General features: G+C 63.7%; 16 protein-coding genes and 1 tRNA gene. 6 read left to right on the forward strand and 11 right to left on the reverse strand.

What is annotated here, in order from left to right:
- Nucleotides 1–287 precede the first annotated feature (287 nt).
- The 7 genes from AB4068_RS02645 to AB4068_RS02675 form a co-directional block, all read right to left on the reverse strand.
- A complete protein-coding gene (locus tag AB4068_RS02645; RefSeq protein WP_370872614.1) occupies nucleotides 288–1439 on the reverse strand; it encodes a GNAT family N-acetyltransferase in 1152 nt (383 codons plus the stop codon).
- Nucleotides 1418–2494, reverse strand: coding sequence for a GNAT family N-acetyltransferase (locus tag AB4068_RS02650; RefSeq protein WP_441432581.1), 1077 nt, complete (start codon nucleotides 2492–2494; stop codon nucleotides 1418–1420). Before AB4068_RS02650 ends, AB4068_RS02645 begins: the two co-directional genes overlap by 22 nt.
- A gap of 112 nt (nucleotides 2495–2606) precedes the next feature.
- Nucleotides 2607–3314 carry a 50S ribosomal protein L1 gene (rplA, locus tag AB4068_RS02655; protein ID WP_028265118.1) on the reverse strand — a complete coding sequence of 236 codons (708 nt, stop codon included), beginning with the start codon at nucleotides 3312–3314 and terminating at the stop codon, nucleotides 2607–2609.
- A 174-nt stretch (nucleotides 3315–3488) separates the two neighbouring features.
- Nucleotides 3489–3920, reverse strand: a complete 432-nt coding sequence (gene rplK, locus AB4068_RS02660; RefSeq protein WP_018773647.1) for a 50S ribosomal protein L11 — start codon at nucleotides 3918–3920, stop codon at nucleotides 3489–3491.
- Nucleotides 3921–4049: 129 nt separating this feature from the next.
- Nucleotides 4050–4892: a transcription termination/antitermination protein NusG gene (nusG, locus tag AB4068_RS02665; protein ID WP_441432582.1), complete on the reverse strand. Its 843-nt coding sequence runs from the start codon at nucleotides 4890–4892 to the stop codon at nucleotides 4050–4052.
- Nucleotides 4893–5006: 114 nt separating this feature from the next.
- The gene (gene secE / locus AB4068_RS02670) at nucleotides 5007–5288 is read right to left on the reverse strand and encodes a preprotein translocase subunit SecE (RefSeq protein WP_059387348.1); all 282 of its coding nucleotides are present in this window, start codon (nucleotides 5286–5288) and stop codon (nucleotides 5007–5009) included.
- An 81-nt stretch (nucleotides 5289–5369) separates the two neighbouring features.
- Nucleotides 5370–5442 (reverse strand) — tRNA-Trp (locus tag AB4068_RS02675).
- Nucleotides 5443–5778: 336 nt separating this feature from the next.
- Between AB4068_RS02675 and AB4068_RS02680 the strand changes: the two genes are divergently transcribed.
- The gene (locus AB4068_RS02680; protein ID WP_307052486.1) at nucleotides 5779–7008 is read left to right on the forward strand and encodes a pyridoxal phosphate-dependent aminotransferase; all 1230 of its coding nucleotides are present in this window, start codon (nucleotides 5779–5781) and stop codon (nucleotides 7006–7008) included.
- 147 nt (nucleotides 7009–7155) lie between these two features.
- Here AB4068_RS02680 and AB4068_RS02685 read toward each other — a convergent pair whose 3' ends face one another.
- Complete coding sequence (locus AB4068_RS02685; protein ID WP_059387347.1) at nucleotides 7156–7827, reverse strand: LuxR C-terminal-related transcriptional regulator; 672 nt, start codon at nucleotides 7825–7827, stop codon at nucleotides 7156–7158.
- On the reverse strand, nucleotides 7824–9179 hold the full coding sequence (locus AB4068_RS02690; protein ID WP_306958984.1) for an ATP-binding protein: 1356 nt from the start codon (nucleotides 9177–9179) through the stop codon (nucleotides 7824–7826). The genes AB4068_RS02685 and AB4068_RS02690 overlap by 4 nt, the downstream gene beginning before the upstream one ends.
- 124 nt (nucleotides 9180–9303) lie before the next feature.
- Between AB4068_RS02690 and AB4068_RS02695 the strand changes: the two genes are divergently transcribed.
- The 5 genes from AB4068_RS02695 (at nucleotide 9304) to AB4068_RS02715 (ending at nucleotide 13393) form a co-directional block, all read left to right on the forward strand.
- Nucleotides 9304–10785: a PspC domain-containing protein gene (locus tag AB4068_RS02695; RefSeq protein ID WP_441432583.1), complete on the forward strand. Its 1482-nt coding sequence runs from the start codon at nucleotides 9304–9306 to the stop codon at nucleotides 10783–10785.
- A 1-nt stretch (nucleotide 10786) separates the two neighbouring features.
- Nucleotides 10787–11077, forward strand: coding sequence for a hypothetical protein (locus tag AB4068_RS02700; protein ID WP_306958986.1), 291 nt, complete (start codon nucleotides 10787–10789; stop codon nucleotides 11075–11077).
- Nucleotides 11078–11122: 45 nt separating this feature from the next.
- Nucleotides 11123–11380 carry a PspC domain-containing protein gene (locus tag AB4068_RS02705; protein WP_059387344.1) on the forward strand — a complete coding sequence of 86 codons (258 nt, stop codon included), beginning with the start codon at nucleotides 11123–11125 and terminating at the stop codon, nucleotides 11378–11380.
- Nucleotides 11381–11536: 156 nt separating this feature from the next.
- Nucleotides 11537–12562: an ATP-dependent 6-phosphofructokinase gene (locus AB4068_RS02710; protein WP_078108065.1), complete on the forward strand. Its 1026-nt coding sequence runs from the start codon at nucleotides 11537–11539 to the stop codon at nucleotides 12560–12562.
- Nucleotides 12563–12661: 99 nt separating this feature from the next.
- Entirely contained in the window at nucleotides 12662–13393 is a 732-nt protein-coding gene (locus tag AB4068_RS02715; RefSeq protein WP_441432584.1) for a GNAT family N-acetyltransferase, read from the forward strand.
- Nucleotides 13394–13459: 66 nt separating this feature from the next.
- Here the strand turns inward: AB4068_RS02715 and AB4068_RS02720 are convergent, their stop codons facing one another.
- Nucleotides 13460–14989, reverse strand: coding sequence for a DHA2 family efflux MFS transporter permease subunit (locus tag AB4068_RS02720; protein WP_441432585.1), 1530 nt, complete (start codon nucleotides 14987–14989; stop codon nucleotides 13460–13462).
- 54 nt (nucleotides 14990–15043) lie between these two features.
- On the reverse strand, nucleotides 15044–15604 hold the full coding sequence (locus tag AB4068_RS02725) for a PadR family transcriptional regulator (protein ID WP_059387343.1): 561 nt from the start codon (nucleotides 15602–15604) through the stop codon (nucleotides 15044–15046).
- Nucleotides 15605–15710: the final 106 nt, after the last annotated feature.

The raw sequence follows: 15710 nt of genomic DNA on the forward strand, positions 1-15710 counted from the left end.
GGAATAAAGCCGGTTTTCCGGGTCCCCGCTCAAAAGAGCTGCAACTAAAAAACGCCCCGCGCAGATGCACGGGGCTTGGCTCAACACGATCCAATGATCATGGAGATTTGCTTCGTTCACCTGCGCCGGCCGCCCTTTGTCAGGGTCCTTCGTCTAGGAAACCACTTGGTTCTTCCGCACGCAGCTACAGAGTTGAGCTGTGCCCGGAGGAGTGGATTCCCATCAACCGACGGTCTTTGGTAGTTCAAGCTTACGGGACGGGCAAGTGCATCGCCAAATCGCGCCGCCTACTCGGAGGAGGTGACCCTCGGCCCCATGTTCGGCAGTTCCTTCTGCCACAACCCCGTGACCCCGGCCGTGGTGAATCCCAGTTGCTTGTTCACCGTCAGCAAGTACCGGTTTTCCGGCGCATTCCAGGTGTAGATCACGCGGGCGTCGGGAAACTGTTCGCTCAGGCGCTGCATGTTGGCGACCTTGATGAGGAGCCCGAGCTTGTTCCCGCGGTGCTCCTGCAGGACGATCGTGTCGTCCTGGAAGACGACATCCTGGCGTTGCGCCAGGACCCCGATCGTGGTGAGTCCGACGATCCGCCCGCTGGCGACGTGTTCGACGGCGGTGACCACCGTTCGGCGTCCCTGCGCGACGGCGGCGTCCTCCGCCTGCCGCAACACACCGGCGTCGAACACTAATTGCTGCTGTTCGGCTTCCGGGGCCTCGTTGCCTTCCGACACCACCTCGCCGGCTGCGTTCTCCAGGGCGGCCACAGCTTCGAGCCACTGTTGGGGGCACCGATCGGTCCAGTGGTGGACCTGGTAACGGCCGGCGTTCGCGTCTTCGGCTTCGGCCTCAAGCTCGGCTACGAGCTTTGAATCCAGCGGGAGCGCGCAGGAACTGAACTGTTCGATGTGCTGCAGGGTGTAACCGGTACGCCGGGCAAAATCGACCTCGCGGCTGGCCAAGGGAACGAAGCCCAGGCCGCTGCCAGGCACGAGTTGACCTTCGGCACCACCCCGGAGGGACTCGGCAGGATGGTTCGTGTCCACCATGATCATGGTCCGGCCCTCGCTTCTGGCGAAGTGCTCGGCAGCTTCCAGGAGCTGCCTTCCGACGCCCCTGCGCTGGAATTCGGGAAGGATGTCGAGGGTGAACTCGGCCAGGTCCATGTTGTCGGCAAGGGGAAGCGCGATGTCTACCGTACCGACAATGCGGCCGTCGACGCGGGCCACGAGAATGACCTGGCGTTCGTAAGGGTCGCCGAGTTCGAGCAGTTTTTCCAACGGCGTGTACGCGAGATCGTCCGTGCCCCAGATCTGCATGCGGACCCTGCGGCTGACTTCGACGGCGGCCAGGAAATCCTTTGCGTCATCGGCGTCAAGGGAATCCGGGATCCAGAGTTGGCCGATCTCCACCGTGCTCGTCATTTGATCCTCTTTTGCCATTCGCCGTCGTATCCGGCCGGTTTGAAGCCGAGCTGTACGTTGATGGACAGCATATGTTCGTTTTCCTCGGCGTTAAAAGTCATGACGCGCCCTACGGCCGGATATTCCGTCTGCAGCCTGCGCAGATTGGCCAGTTTGACGAGCATTCCCAGCCCATGGCCCCGATGCGGCGGTGCCACCAAAGTATCGTCCTGCTCGGCCACCCCGGGCTTCGCGGGATCAAGATAGATCACGGTGTACGCAACGAGCTCCCCCGTCCTCCGGTCTTGTGCGGCGGCCACGAGGGCAGTCTGGCCCTCGGCAAGCATGGTGTCTTCGAGTTGCCTGACGCGGGCAGCGTCCCAGTCCTCTGCCTCGATCTCAAGGCCTCCCGCCGGAGTATCCGTGCTCATCCGGCCCATCAGCCCGGCCATGCGGTCCACGTATTCGGCGGGGCAACGGTTCGTCCAGGCAAGGACCCCGTAACCGGCGTCTGCTTTGGAGTGCGCCGCAAACTCCAGCCTTGCCCATTCCGCGTTGTGGTCCATGTCCAACGTGCTGAATCTGCTGGCCTGTTCCAAGGTGTAACCGTTCTTGAGGCAGAAGGCTGCTCCCGGAGCAACGTCGGGTACTCCCCCGGGTACTCCCTCTGCTCCTGCGAGGCCGATGGGGTGTTCGGTGTGCGCCTGCAGGACGTGCCTCCCCTGGGCCTTCGCGATGCCTTCTACGGTGCGAAGCAACGCGGTTCCGATTCCGTACCGGCGGTACCCCTCCAGCACATCTACCTCGAGCCACGCGGTTTGGATGTTGTCCTTGAGCGGAACTTCGCAGGACGCGTGGCCAACGATCCTTCCGTCCACTCGGGCGAAGACGTGCCTCGATACCGCGTATGGGGTATCGCGCCATCCGGCGAGCCGGGCCTGGGCCGAGGACGCCCGTTCCAGGTTTCCCCAGGTTTCCAGCACCATGGCGTCCATCACGGATGAGAGCTCCCGGAAAACCTTGCCGTCCGGACCATCCAGGGACTCCGGCAGATGGAGCTCGTGGATGCTGAAATCCGGAACCTGGCCTGTCATGCCCTCAGCCTAATCAGCGGTCGCCGGCCGCGATAGGTGACGGTTCGCCTACAACGAAAGGACCGCCCGGCTAATGCCGGACGGTCCTTTCAGAGTCGATGCTCCCGGCGGCTTACGCCTCGGTGAGAACCTTGGTGACGTTCGGGTCAACGGAGATGCCCGGACCGAACGTGGTGGCGACCGTAGCCTTCTGGATGTAGCGGCCCTTGGAAGCGGACGGCTTCAGGCGAAGCACCTCTTCCAGAGCGGCTGCGTAGTTCTCGGCCAGCTTCAGTTCGTCGAAGGAAACCTTGCCGATGATGAAGTGCAGGTTCGAGTGCTTGTCGACGCGGAAGTCGATCTTGCCGCCCTTGATGTCGTTGACAGCCTTGGTGACGTCAGCGGTCACGGTACCGGTCTTCGGGTTCGGCATGAGGTTACGCGGGCCGAGGACCTTACCGAGACGGCCAACCTTGCCCATGAGGTCAGGGGTTGCCACTGCGGCGTCGAAGTCGGTCCAGCCGGCTGCGATCTTTTCGATCAGGTCATCGGAACCAACGAAGTCGGCGCCTGCAGCGATTGCTGCTTCAGCCTTGTCGCCCGTTGCGAACACCAAGACGCGGGCAGTCTTACCCGTGCCGTGCGGCAGGTTGACGGTACCGCGGACCATCTGGTCGGCCTTACGCGGGTCAACGCCCAAACGGAAAGCGACCTCAACGGTGGCGTCGAACTTGGACGGGTTGGTGTCCTTGGCGAGCTTGATGGCCTCGAACGGGGCGTAGAACTTGTCTGCCTCGATCTTGGCTGCGGCTGCCTCATATGCTTTGCTGCGCTTTGCCATGCTGCTTATTCTCCTTGTGCAGTTGTGGTCTGCGGACCGCGCTGGGCCCTGCCACAGTTGGACATCCGGCGTGGATCTCCAACATTCTCAATATTTCAATGGTGCCGGTTTCCCGGCGGTGCTACCCGGCGTCGTCAGTTTCCCAAAACAGACGCCATGAAGCTGTGAGGGGAATTAACCCTCGACGGTGATGCCCATGGAGCGTGCGGTGCCGGCGATGATCTTGGCAGCGCCCTCAAGGCTGGTGGCGTTGAGGTCTTCCATCTTGGTGGTGGCGATCTCGTTAACCTGTGCCTGGGTCAGCTTGGCAACCTTGACGGTGTGCGGCGTGGCCGAACCCTTCGCGACGCCTGCAGCCTTCTTGATGAGCTCTGCAGCCGGCGGGGTCTTGGTGATGAAGGTGAACGAGCGGTCTTCGTAGACCGTGATTTCAACCGGGATAACGTTTCCGCGCTGGGCTTCTGTTGCAGCGTTGTACGCCTTGCAGAATTCCATGATGTTGACACCGTGCTGGCCAAGCGCAGGACCGATCGGCGGGGCCGGGTTGGCGGCACCTGCCTGGATCTGCAGCTTGATGAGGCCGGTGACCTTCTTCTTGGGAGCCAATGTAGGTCCTTCTCTCAATAACTTCCTAGGACACAGGAGCGTGCCTCAGGTTTGTGGCCGCCATGGCAAGGCGACCGACCGCTCCGTGGCTGCTAAGCGGGCAACCGCGGGGCGAAATTCTTGGATCAACTAGATCTTGGTGACCTGGTTGAATGCGAGCGTAACCGGGGTTTCGCGCTCGAAGATCGACACCAGCACCACAAGCGTCTGGGAATCCATCTTGATCTCGGAGATCGTGGCGGGAAGGGTCTCGAACGGACCTTCCTTGACGATGACGGACTCTCCGACCTCGAAGTCGATGTCGACGGGCGTCTGGTGCTGTTTGTTGACCGGCTTGCCCTTTTCGGCCTGCTGCTCTTCGAAGACCGGGGCCAGCATGGAGAAGACCTCATCGAGGCGAAGCGGGACCGGGTTGTGTGCGTTGCCCACGAAGCCCGTGACACCCGGGGTATGGCGGACGGCGCCCCAGGATGCGTCGGTCAGGTCCATACGGACGAGGACGTAGCCCGGAATGCGAACGCGGTTGATGATCTTGCGCTGGGCGTTCTTGATCTCAACGACTTCCTCCATGGGCACCTGGATCTCGAAGATGTAATCTTCCATGTCCAAGGTCTGGATGCGGGTCTCAAGGTTGGCCTTGACGCGGTTTTCGTAGCCTGCGTAGGAGTGGATGACGTACCAGTCACCCTCCTGGCGGCGAAGCTTGGCCTTGAACTCCTCGGCGGGGTCGGCGGGCGCTACGGCTGCAGCGGCGGCCAGGGCGTCGGCGCCGGACTCGTCGTCGGACACATCGGCGTCGTCGGACGCATCGGCGTCATCGGACTCATCCTGGTCGGCGTCGTCGACGTCGGCAGTTTCGGGCGCAGCAGAATCGACCTCGGATCCTTCCACGGCGTCAGCCGTGGCGTGGGCCGTGCTTTCAGCGGGCCCATCCAGCTCAGTCTCAGTTACCTCGAGCTCCTGCTCAGACACTTGGTCTCCTGCTTCCTCATTGCCTAACATGCCTATTTAAATGGCTCAATTCCGCAAACCCTGTGAAATCCCTTGATTTTCCGGGGATTTCACGCGGTTTGCGGAGCGATCCGCTTAGTGGTTCGTGGTGCCGGTAGCGCCGAAAACCCATTTGATTCCCGTACCGAAAGCCAGGTCCAGGATGGTGACGACCAACATCATGATGGCCACGAACACCAGCACCACGACTGTGTAATTGACCAGTTCCTTGCGGGTGGGGGCAACTACCTTTTTGAGCTCGCCAATTACCTGGCGGACAAAAAGAGCAATTCGAGCGAAGAGTCCGGAATCGGACTTCTTGGCAGGGCGGCCCTTCGAGCTGCTCGCAGCTGTTTCGGTCACCTGATCCTCACTCATCTATGCAAACGTCGTTGACCCGACTCTGATCAGAGTCATGGTTGCTGCGCTTGTTCCGAGCGAAACCCGGAACAGCTTGCGCAGGGCAGACAGGACTCGAACCTGCAACCTGCGGTTTTGGAGACCGCTGCGCTACCAATTGCGCCACTACCCTATGGAACGAATCCATATTTGGCCGCACTCCATCATTGCCAAGGAATCTCCAAGAACACGGGATTCCGGGCCAATCTGGGGCGCGAACCATTGTGATGTTTTTCAACACCGGTGAACCAGTCTACGCAACAACGTCGCGATAGTCGAACCGGGCCATTTCCGGAGCGTTCAGGCCTTCCCGCTCACGCGATCAGCCTCGTGTGATCAGCGCTCGTTTGATCAGCATGCACTGTCACTTTCGAGAGGTTAGCCCGATAGCTCCGCAGAACAGCATAAAGTAGATTCCGTCGAATCCCACCATCCAGCTCATGAGCTGCCCGCGAAGAACGGTGCTTTAATGTCTGCCGGAATACCTGCCGCCCGCATTTCACAGCGAATTTCCGCCATCGCCGAGTCCGCCACACTTGCCGTTGACGCCAAGGCCAAGGCGCTCAAGGCAGCGGGTCGCCCCGTGATCGGCTTTGGCGCCGGGGAGCCCGACTTCCCGACCCCCGACTACATCGTCAAGGCCGCCGTCGAGGCCGCCTCGCAGCCGAAGTACCACCGCTACTCCCCCGCTGCCGGCTTGCCGGAGCTGAAGCAGGCCATCGCGGACAAGACCTTCCGCGACTCGGGCTACAAAGTCGATGCTTCCCAGGTGATGGTTACCAATGGCGGTAAGCAGGCTGTCTACAACACCTTCGCCACCCTGGTTGATCCGGGCGACGAAGTCATCATCCCCACGCCTTTCTGGACCACTTACCCGGAGGCAATCCGCTTGGCCGGTGGCGTTCCCGTCGAGGTCTTCGCCGGACCCGAGCAGGGTTACCTGGTCACCGTGGAGCAGCTCGAAGCCGCGGTCACCGACAGGACGAAGATCCTGCTTTTCGTTTCCCCGTCCAACCCGACCGGCGCCGTCTACAGCGCCGAACAAGTGGCCGAAATCGGAAAATGGGCCGCGGCCAAGGGCCTCTGGGTTGTCACCGACGAGATCTACGAACACCTGACTTACGACGGCGTCCCCTTCACCTCGATCGCCACTGCCGCTCCCGAACTCGGCGACAAGGTGGTCATCCTCAACGGTGTCGCCAAGACCTATGCCATGACCGGATGGCGTGTCGGATGGATGATCGGCCCGGCCGACGTCATCAAGGCCGCCACCAACCTTCAGTCGCACGCGACGTCGAACGTTTCGAACATCATGCAGATCGCTGCCCTCGCTGCGGTGTCCGGCCCGCTGACCGCCGTCGACGAAATGAAGGTCGCCTTCGACCGCCGCCGCAAGGCGATCGTTGCCGGACTGAACGCGATCGACGGTGTGGAATGCCCGACGCCGACCGGCGCCTTCTACGTGTACGCCGACGTCCGCGGGCTGCTGGGCAAGGAATTCCCGACCTCGAACGGTCCCGTCCGTCCGTCAACGTCCGCGGAGCTTGCCTCACTGATCCTCGACGAGGTTGAGGTCGCGATTGTTCCGGGCGAGGCCTTTGGCCCCTCCGGTTTCGTGCGCCTCTCGTACGCCTTGGGCGACGACGACCTCGCCGAAGGCGTTCGACGCCTCCAGGAATTCCTCGGCCAGGCCAAGTAGCCTTTCCCCCGCGCAAACGCCCGCTCACCTTGGGATAGAGGTGAGCGGGCGTTTGGGTTTAACCCGCCATAGGTGAGCGGGCGTTTGGGTTTAACCCACCACAGGTGAGCGGGCGTTGGGGTTTAACCCGCCATAGGTGAGCGGGCGTCAGAGGAGGCGGCGTTCGGCGGCCCACTTGGTCAGTTCGTGGCGGCTGGAGAGCTGGAGTTTGCGGAGTACCGCAGAGACATGGGTTTCCACGGTCTTGATGGAAATGAACAGCTCCTTGGCCACCTCCTTGTAGCTGTAACCCCGGGCGATGAGACGCATGACTTCCAGTTCCCTCGCGGAAAGACGGTCCAGCTCGTCGTCGGCGATCTCGGCCGGGGAAGTTCCAAACGCGTCCAGGACAAAACCCGCCAGCCTCGGCGAGAAGACCGCGTCACCGTCGGCCACGCGGACCACGGCGTCGGAGATCTCCGGGCCGGAAATGGTCTTGGTGACGTAGCCGCGTGCCCCGGCCCGAATGACGGCCACGACGTCCTCGGCGGCATCCGAGACGCTCAAGGCCAGGAAGCTCGTGCTCCCGCGCAACGCCGAGGATGCACTGATGACCTCCCGGCCGCCACCGCCAAGGCCGCCGGGCAAGTGGACGTCAAGAAGCACCACCTCCGGCTGAACCTCGGCAATCACGGCGATGGCTTGTTCCACTGTTCCGGCCTCGCCCACGACGTCGATCCGCGAATCGAGGTCGGCCTTCAGCCCGGACCGGAAAATGGCGTGATCGTCCACGATCACCACGCGAACCTTCCGCGTTACTTGCTCTGATAGGGCGTTCATACTTTGGCTTCTCCGTTTCGGTTCTCTGCTTTGTCGGCGTTCTCGACGGGCAGTTTCAGGCGTACTTCGGTGCCCTCGGAACTACTGCTGATGACCGCAGTGCCGCCGTGGCGTTTCATCCGTCCGACGATTGACTCCTTGACACCGAGCCGGTCTTCCGGGACGGCATCCGGGTCAAAGCCGGGTCCGCGGTCCCTGACGAAAACCTCGCTGCCGGTGTCGGAAGTCTCGAGATAGACGGACACGGCTCCGCCGCCATGCCGGGCAGCATTGTGCATGGCCTCCCGGGCCGCCAGGACGAGGGCTTCGTGCCTGTCCGTCATGGCGGTGTCTCCGACGCTGACGACGTCGACCGGATGTCCGTGGGCGTCCTCCACTTCGGCTGCGGCTGCGGCAATCCGCTCCGCGAGGAGCCCCGAATCCTTGGCGGCGTCCCGGTATAGCCAGGTGCGCAGTTCACGCTCCTGGGCACGGGCGAGGCGGACCACGTCCTGTTCCGAACCGGCACGGCGTTGGATCAAGGCGAGCGTCTGCAGTACCGAGTCGTGCAAGTGGGCGGCAATCTCGGCCCGCTCGGTCTCGCGAACCCGCGCTGCCCGCTCAGTTTCAAGGTCCTTCCAGAACTTCAAGCCCCACGGCAGCAGCACCAAGGCCACGCCGCCCAGCACCGCGATGGAAGCCAGCAGCGCAAGCCAGGTCTGCTCCCACGAGCCGGAACCGGACACCATGACCAACACCCCGGCAACCACCAGGGCCAGGCCTGCAGCAAGGCGGACCCAGCCACCGGCTTGGTCCGCCTTCGTCTTGTCCACCAGCCCGGCCCGGCGCGTCTCGTCCAACTGCATCCACGCGATCGCCGCCCCACCGAGTATGGCCGCCGCCGGGATCAGCGTGCCGAGGGGGACCTCGACGCCGAACTGCCGGGCGATCAGGATGGCGGCGACCAGGAGCAGGCCGGCCCCGAGGAGGATCTCTTTCCCATACTGGATCCGCCGAATCCTGAACCAGGAGGCGACGACGGGAGCCGGGGTGGACAGCGGCACCGGCTGCGCGCCGTCGGGCGCTGCAACGTCGGGAGGAATGCTCACCGAAGGAGGCAGGCTCACCGCGGGAGCAATGGGCGACGCCGGCCGGCGGCTGTTTCGGCGGGCGCTTTCGTCAGCGGTGGGCACCATGACCCAGAGCCAGGCGTAGAAAGCCAGGCCCGCGCCGCCGGCGAAGGAGGCAAGGACCATGGCGAGCCGGATGTACTTCACGGGCCAGCCAAGATGGTCCGCCAGGCCGCTGCACACGCCGGCAATGATCCGGTCGCTGCTCCGGACCAGCGGCGGGCGTTGCGTGGCGGTTGTCATGAATCCATCCAAACACGTATCAGGGTCTTCGGCGCTCGAAGCAGGGCATCTCAGGGGGCCACTCAGGGAACGTTCAGGGTATCCCCCAATAGAGGGAGACGTCGCCGGACGGCAAGATCGAAGTATGAACGCGAACAGCATGAATCCAGAGGACCCCGGACAAGCTGCGGAGCCCGGACAACCTGCAGAATCCAGCCAGCCGGCCGCGACGGGCGTGCCCGAAGAACCGGCCCAGCCGAACGCCGGCAACACCAGCGGCGCGGCACCGAATTACGCCGTGCCAGCTCCCCCGCAGAACTTCTTCAACTGGATCAGAAGCCAAGGCATCAGCCGTGGCCGGGACCGGTGGATGGGCGGCGTGGCCAGCGGCATCGCCCACCGCTTCGGCATCGATCCTTTGATCGTCCGCGGCATCTTTATCATCCTCACCCTCTTCGCCGGCATAGGCATCCTGCTCTATGGCATCGCCTGGGCGCTCCTGCCCGAACCCGATGGCCGCATCCATGCACAGGAGGCCGGGGCGGGCCGCTGGTCCGCAGGCATGACCGGAGCCCTCATCACAACCATCATCGGATTGCCAAGCCTCGGCCGCGGTTTCTGGGGATGGGGCTGGAATGGGGTTCCCGGACTCCTGTGGACGCTGTTCTGGGTAGGCGGCATCATCTACCTGGTCTATTTCCTGGTCCAGCGCAGCAAAGCCCGCAACGGAAGGCAGACAATGGGCACACACAACTACGCGTCCGCTCCAGGTTCCTTTGGCGGCGCGGACACACACGCCTCGGCAGGCTACCCGGCCGCCCCTTACAGCGCGGGTCCTTACAGCGCCGGGACTTACAGCGCCGGGACATACGGAACCGGCGGAACCGGTAATTACGGAACCGGGGGGCCGGGAACCCCCCCGGGCCCCGTCAATCCCGCAGGGCCCTACCCACCGGCCGGCGTTCCCAACCGCCCTGAACGCCCCGAGCGTCCAAGGCGGCAGGGGCCGGGCGCGGCCATCGTAGCGGTCTCAGCGGGGGCTGCCCTGCTGGCCGGCGGAACACTCAAGCTGCTCGACGCCGGCAACGTCATCCACCTGGGCGAAGCCGCCAACGCGGTGGTCTGGGCCACGGGCGCCGGAGTCCTCGGCCTCGGGATCCTTGTTGCGGGGCTTCGTGGCCGCACGTCGGGACTACTCGGCTTCCTGGCCATAGCCACGCTGGTGATCGGCGGCATCTTCAATATCGCGCCCAACGCGGACCACTTCCGTCTCCAGAATGCCCAATGGAATCCCGTGAGCATCGACGATGCCCGCAAAGGCTTCGACATCACCGGGGCCAACGGGACCGTCGACCTGACCAAGCTGAACCTGAGCGCGCCGCTGAGCTCCGACGTCGTTGTTCCGATGGACGTCACCGCCAGCAATATCAAACTCGTCATCCCGGCGACCGTGCCGGTGGAGGTCCAGGCGGACATGACCTTCGCGAACCTCAAGCAAGACGGTAGCGCAGTCACCCAAAGCAATGGCGGTACCCGGGACAGCTTCAACACGGACAAGCCCGGCGCCAAGCTTGTCGTCAGGCTCAACGGCACTTTCAGCAACGTCACCGTCCAGGAAGGAAACTGACATGAGCACGCACGAACCCACGCAGGCATTTGAAACAGCACCTGAAACCCCGGTTCAAACCGCCCGGGCAAGGGTAGGCACCGTGGTCTGGGGGCTGATTGTCCTGGCACTCGCAGCTTTGATCATCATTTCCAAACTCGGCCTCGTGGTCCTCAACGGCACCTATGTGCTGATCGGGCTCATGATCGGAGCCGGCGCGGCACTCGTGATCGGAGGCCTGGTCTCCGCCCGCTCACGAAAAGACCGCGGGTCCAGCCCGGACTCCGGTGCCGTCAATTCCGAGCACCGCTAGCAAGCAGCACGTGACAAAGCAGCCACAACAGGGAAGGCTCTAGCCATGAACAAGTTCTTCAGCATCGTACGGGGCATCGGCCTGAAGCGCGGTCCGCAGCGTTTGATCGGAGGGGTTTGCGGTGGCATCGCCGCCAAGCTGAATGTGGACGTAGCCTACGTCCGCATTGGCTACCTGATCTTCTGCCTGCTACCCGGGCCCGCCGTGGTGATCTACGTGGTGGCATGGTTGCTGCTTCCCAACCAAAGCGGCACCATTGCGCTGGAATCCTTCCTCACCCAGCGCTCGCAAGGCAGGAACTAGCACAGCCCGGGTTCGCCCGGGCTGTTTCCTGGTTGTTTCAAAAGTCTCATCCGCGGCGGTCACGGTTTGTGTCCTACCCCACATTGCCCCCTACAATCATTGTGAGCTCAGCGTGGCGCTCTGCACGTATACCTCCTAGCCAGGATTTGAGCCCTCATGAAAATTGGAATCCTTACCAGCGGTGGCGACTGCCCCGGACTTAATGCCGTCATCCGCGGCGCCGTCCTCAAGGGAATCGCCATCCACGGCCAGGAATTCGTCGGTTTCCGGGACGGTTGGCGGGGCGTCGTGGAGGGCGACGTCATCGACATTCCCCGGACTATGGTCCGCGGTATCGCCAAACAGGGTGGAACCATCCTTGGCACCTCCCGCACCAACCCGTTCGAAAACGGCGGCGGGCCGGATGTCATCAAGGCCCACATGGACCGCCTCGGCATCGACGCCATCATCGCCATCGGCGGCGAAGGCACCTTGGCCGCCGCGAAGCGCCTCACCGACGCCGGCTTGAGGATCGTGGGCGTCCCCAAGACCGTGGACAACGACCTCGACGCCACCGACTACACCTTCGGCTTCGACACCGCCGTCCAGATCGCCACCGAGGCCATCGACCGGCTGCGCACCACGGGAGAATCCCACCACCGCTGCATGATCGCCGAGGTCATGGGCCGCCACGTGGGCTGGATCGCCCTGCACGCGGGCATGGCCGCCGGCGCGCACGCCATCCTGATCCCCGAGCAGAAGGTCAGCATCGAGCAGATCACCGAGTGGGTCCAGGAGGCCCACGATCGTGGCCGTGCGCCGCTGATTGTTGTCGCTGAGGGTTTTGTTCCGGACCACATGGAGGCCCCGCACTCCGAACGCGGCCTGGATACCTTCGGCCGGCCCCGCCTGGGTGGCATCGCCGACCAGCTCGCGCCGGAGATCGAAGCCCGCACCGGCATCGAAACCCGTGCCACGATCCTCGGCCACATCCAGCGCGGCGGCGTCCCGTCGGCTTTTGACCGCGTCCTGGCCACCCGCCTGGGCATGGCGGCCATCGATTCCGTCGTGGAAGGCCGCTGGGGAACCATGGTGGCCCTCAAGGGCACGGACATCGAGCATGTGGGCTTCGAAGCCGCTTTGGGCAAGCTCAAGACCGTCCCGCAGAACCGCTATGACGAAGCTGCGGTGCTGTTCGGCTGAGCCGGTTCTTCACAAGGGCAGATTCTTCAAGGAGCAGGCAGGTACCACCGGGTGCCTGCCTGCTCCTTTCCTTTTCCGGGACTGCATAGACTCGATGTCATGGAACTTGATGCGGGATCGGCGGAAATTGTGCTGCTGGCCTGGGCCCGGCACTTAGGGTTCGACGACGAGGCCTTCAGTTTCGTCTCCGGCTCACCTGCTGCCCGCACCGGGGAGCGGCTGGTCAGGGAAGACGAAGACGCCGAATCCATCACCTTCGTGAGGCTCTTTGGCCGCTCCGCATTGGTGGCTCCCGCGTGGGCGGTGGCTGCCGCCGTCGAACTCTCGGACGATCAACTGAGCGAGCATTCCGCACTGTTGCGGATCAGCCGCGAACACGGCGGCCACGGGCTCGGGACGTCGGCGCTGCTGTTCGCCGACGACCTTCCCCTCTTCCGGCCGGGCGGCGAAGTCACCGTCTCGCACGGCCACCCGGAGGCGATCGAGCTGGAGGGCAGGTGCCCTCCGGACGACGTCAATGAAGTCCATCTCTCAAGGATGGACCACCATTTCACCGTGATGGACGGCAACGAACCGGACCACAAACCGGTGGCCTGCGGCGCCTATGCGGAGTGGCAGGGTATCCTCGCGGACATGGGCGTCCTGGTGCCGCCGGATTTGCGCCGGCAAGGACTTGGAACCCTGGCTGCCTCGATCGCCGCCCACGAGGCACTCGCCTCCGGCCTGACGCTGCAATGGCGAACAGCGCTGGACAACCGGGGCTCCATGGCCTTGGCCCGAAAGCTGGGATTCGTCGACGGCGGCATCCAGACCTCCGTCCTGCTCCGCTAACCGCGAGTTGGCAGACGATGCCCCCAAAACCGCATTTTGAGGGCATCGTCTGCGTGTTCGCGCGGGCTAGCCGTCTTGCGAAACAGTTTGAGGCTTAGCCTCGGACGGGGCCGCCGCCGGAGAACCCCAACCCCGGACGGCCTTGGGCTTGCCAAACAACAACGCCGCTACTGCGCCCAGCAGAATCGCAAAAGCGGGCAGCAGGACCGACTGGCTCATCGCGGTCGAGAAGCCGTCGTGCAGGAATTCGGGCAACTTGCCGGTGAATCCCCCTTCGCCTGCCGGGGCAGCGCCTGGCGGGGCCGCGGGCAGCTCAGCCGCGAGCCGGGACTGGATGAGGGCAGCAATCGCGGCCGATCCCAGGACCGCACCGATCTGGCGCGTCGTATTGAAGACGCCGGAACCGGCGCCGGCCGAGCGCGGCGGCAGGTTGCGGGTTGTGGCGTTGGAGACCGGGCCCCAAATGAAACCATTGGCCACGCCCTGGAGGGCGCTGGGCAGCAGGAACATCCAGATGGGAGTGTCCGGCTTCAGCAGCGTCCCGGTCCAGAACAGCGCACCGGACAGGCAGAGGAGCCCGAAGGCCGCGAACCAGCGCGGGTTGATCCGGTCGATCAACTTGCCGACGAAAGGTGCCAAGGCGCCGGAGATCACGGCCATGGGGATCATGAGCAACGCGGACTGCGTGGGGGTCAACCCACGGACTACCTGGTAGTAGAAAATGGTGGGGAGCGGGAACGCTGTGATGGTGAAGCCCACCGCCATGATGGTGGTGTTACCCAAGGAGAAGTTGCGGTCCTTGAACAGGCCCAACGGCAGCAAAGGCTCGCCGCCGCGGCGCTCCAGCAGCCACTGCCAGAGGACGAACACGGCAAGGACAACGAGCCCCGTGATGATCAGTCCCCACACGGTAATGGGCCCGGTGACGGTGCCCCACTTGTAGCTTTGGCCTTCCTGGATGCCGAACACCAGCAGGAACATGCCGGCCGCGGACAGCAAAACACCCACGACGTCGAACTTGTGGCTGTGCGTGGTCAGCTTCGGTACCAGCCGGGTCACGAGGACGAAGGCAACGACGCCGATGGGAACGTTGACGAAGAAGATCCACTGCCAGCCGAGGCCGTCAACCAACACGCCACCGAGGATCGGACCGACGAGGATGGCCATGCCAGCCGTCGCTCCCCAGAGGCCCATGGCCGCGCCGCGGCGGTCCGGCGGGAAGATCCTGGTGATGACGGCCATGGTCTGGGGCGTCATCATGGCTGCGCCGATGCCCTGGACCACCCGGGCCGCGATCAGCATGCCGATGTCGCCCGAGAGGCCGCACCACAGCGAAGCGAGCGTGAAGACCACGAGGCCGATCAGGTAGAGGTTCTTGGGCCCGAAGCGGTCACCGAGCCTTCCGGTGATCAGCAACGGCACGGCGTAGGCGAGGAGGTAGGCGCTCGTCACCCAGATGACGGCGTTGATGTCGGTATGCAGGCCCTCCATGATCCGTGGGTTCGCCACGGAGACAATGGTGGTGTCGATCAGGATCATGAAGAACCCGACCACGAGGGACCACAGTGCGGGCCACGGTTTAGCTACGTTTTCCATGGGTTTCCTTTGACTGTGCTGAATATCTTGCACGTTGGTGCGTTGGCTGGGCGGTTACCACGGCAACTGCCCGCTGCGGAGATCGTTTTGGAAGCTGCGTATCCAGTCGATTTCCGTCCGCAGCATGGTTTGTTGGTACTTGACGTCGATCCAGAACTTGGTCTCGACGCCTTTTGCGGCGACAGCTTCTTCACCGCGGACCAGGAAGTCGAGTTGGTCTTCCAGGTTCGCCACGCGGCGGTCCAGGAGTTCGAGGACGACGCCGGACGGCAGGTTGTGTGCCTCGGCGATCGCGTGGGGGAAGCTCGGGTATTCGTTCACGGGTTCCGCCAGCATGTTCTGGAGGCGCTCGGTCAGCGCCTCCCTGCCGGTTCCCGTGATTCGGTAGGTGGTCCGTTCGGGCCGGTTGCCGGCGCGGTCAATGCCCGTGGACTCGACGAAACCCGCCTCTTCCAGGCGGCCGACGGCGTGGTAGAGCGTGCCCGGCCGGACCTTGACCAAGCGGTCCTCGTGACGGGCCATCAGGAGCTGGTACATCTCGTATGGATGCATCGGCGCCTCCACGAGGAGGGCCAATGCGGCGACACCAAGTGGAGTCAGTGCGGCTCGTGCCATTTCCCCATCCTCCGTACGAACTATTCCACAACAACTATTCCACATGGAATATTTGGTCGCAAGGCGGCCACCGCGGCCACGCCGCCAGGCACGGGCTCAGCCCGAC

It is taken from the genome of Arthrobacter sp. 2RAF22 (genome assembly GCF_052115325.1).
GTDB lineage: Bacteria > Actinomycetota > Actinomycetes > Actinomycetales > Micrococcaceae > Arthrobacter.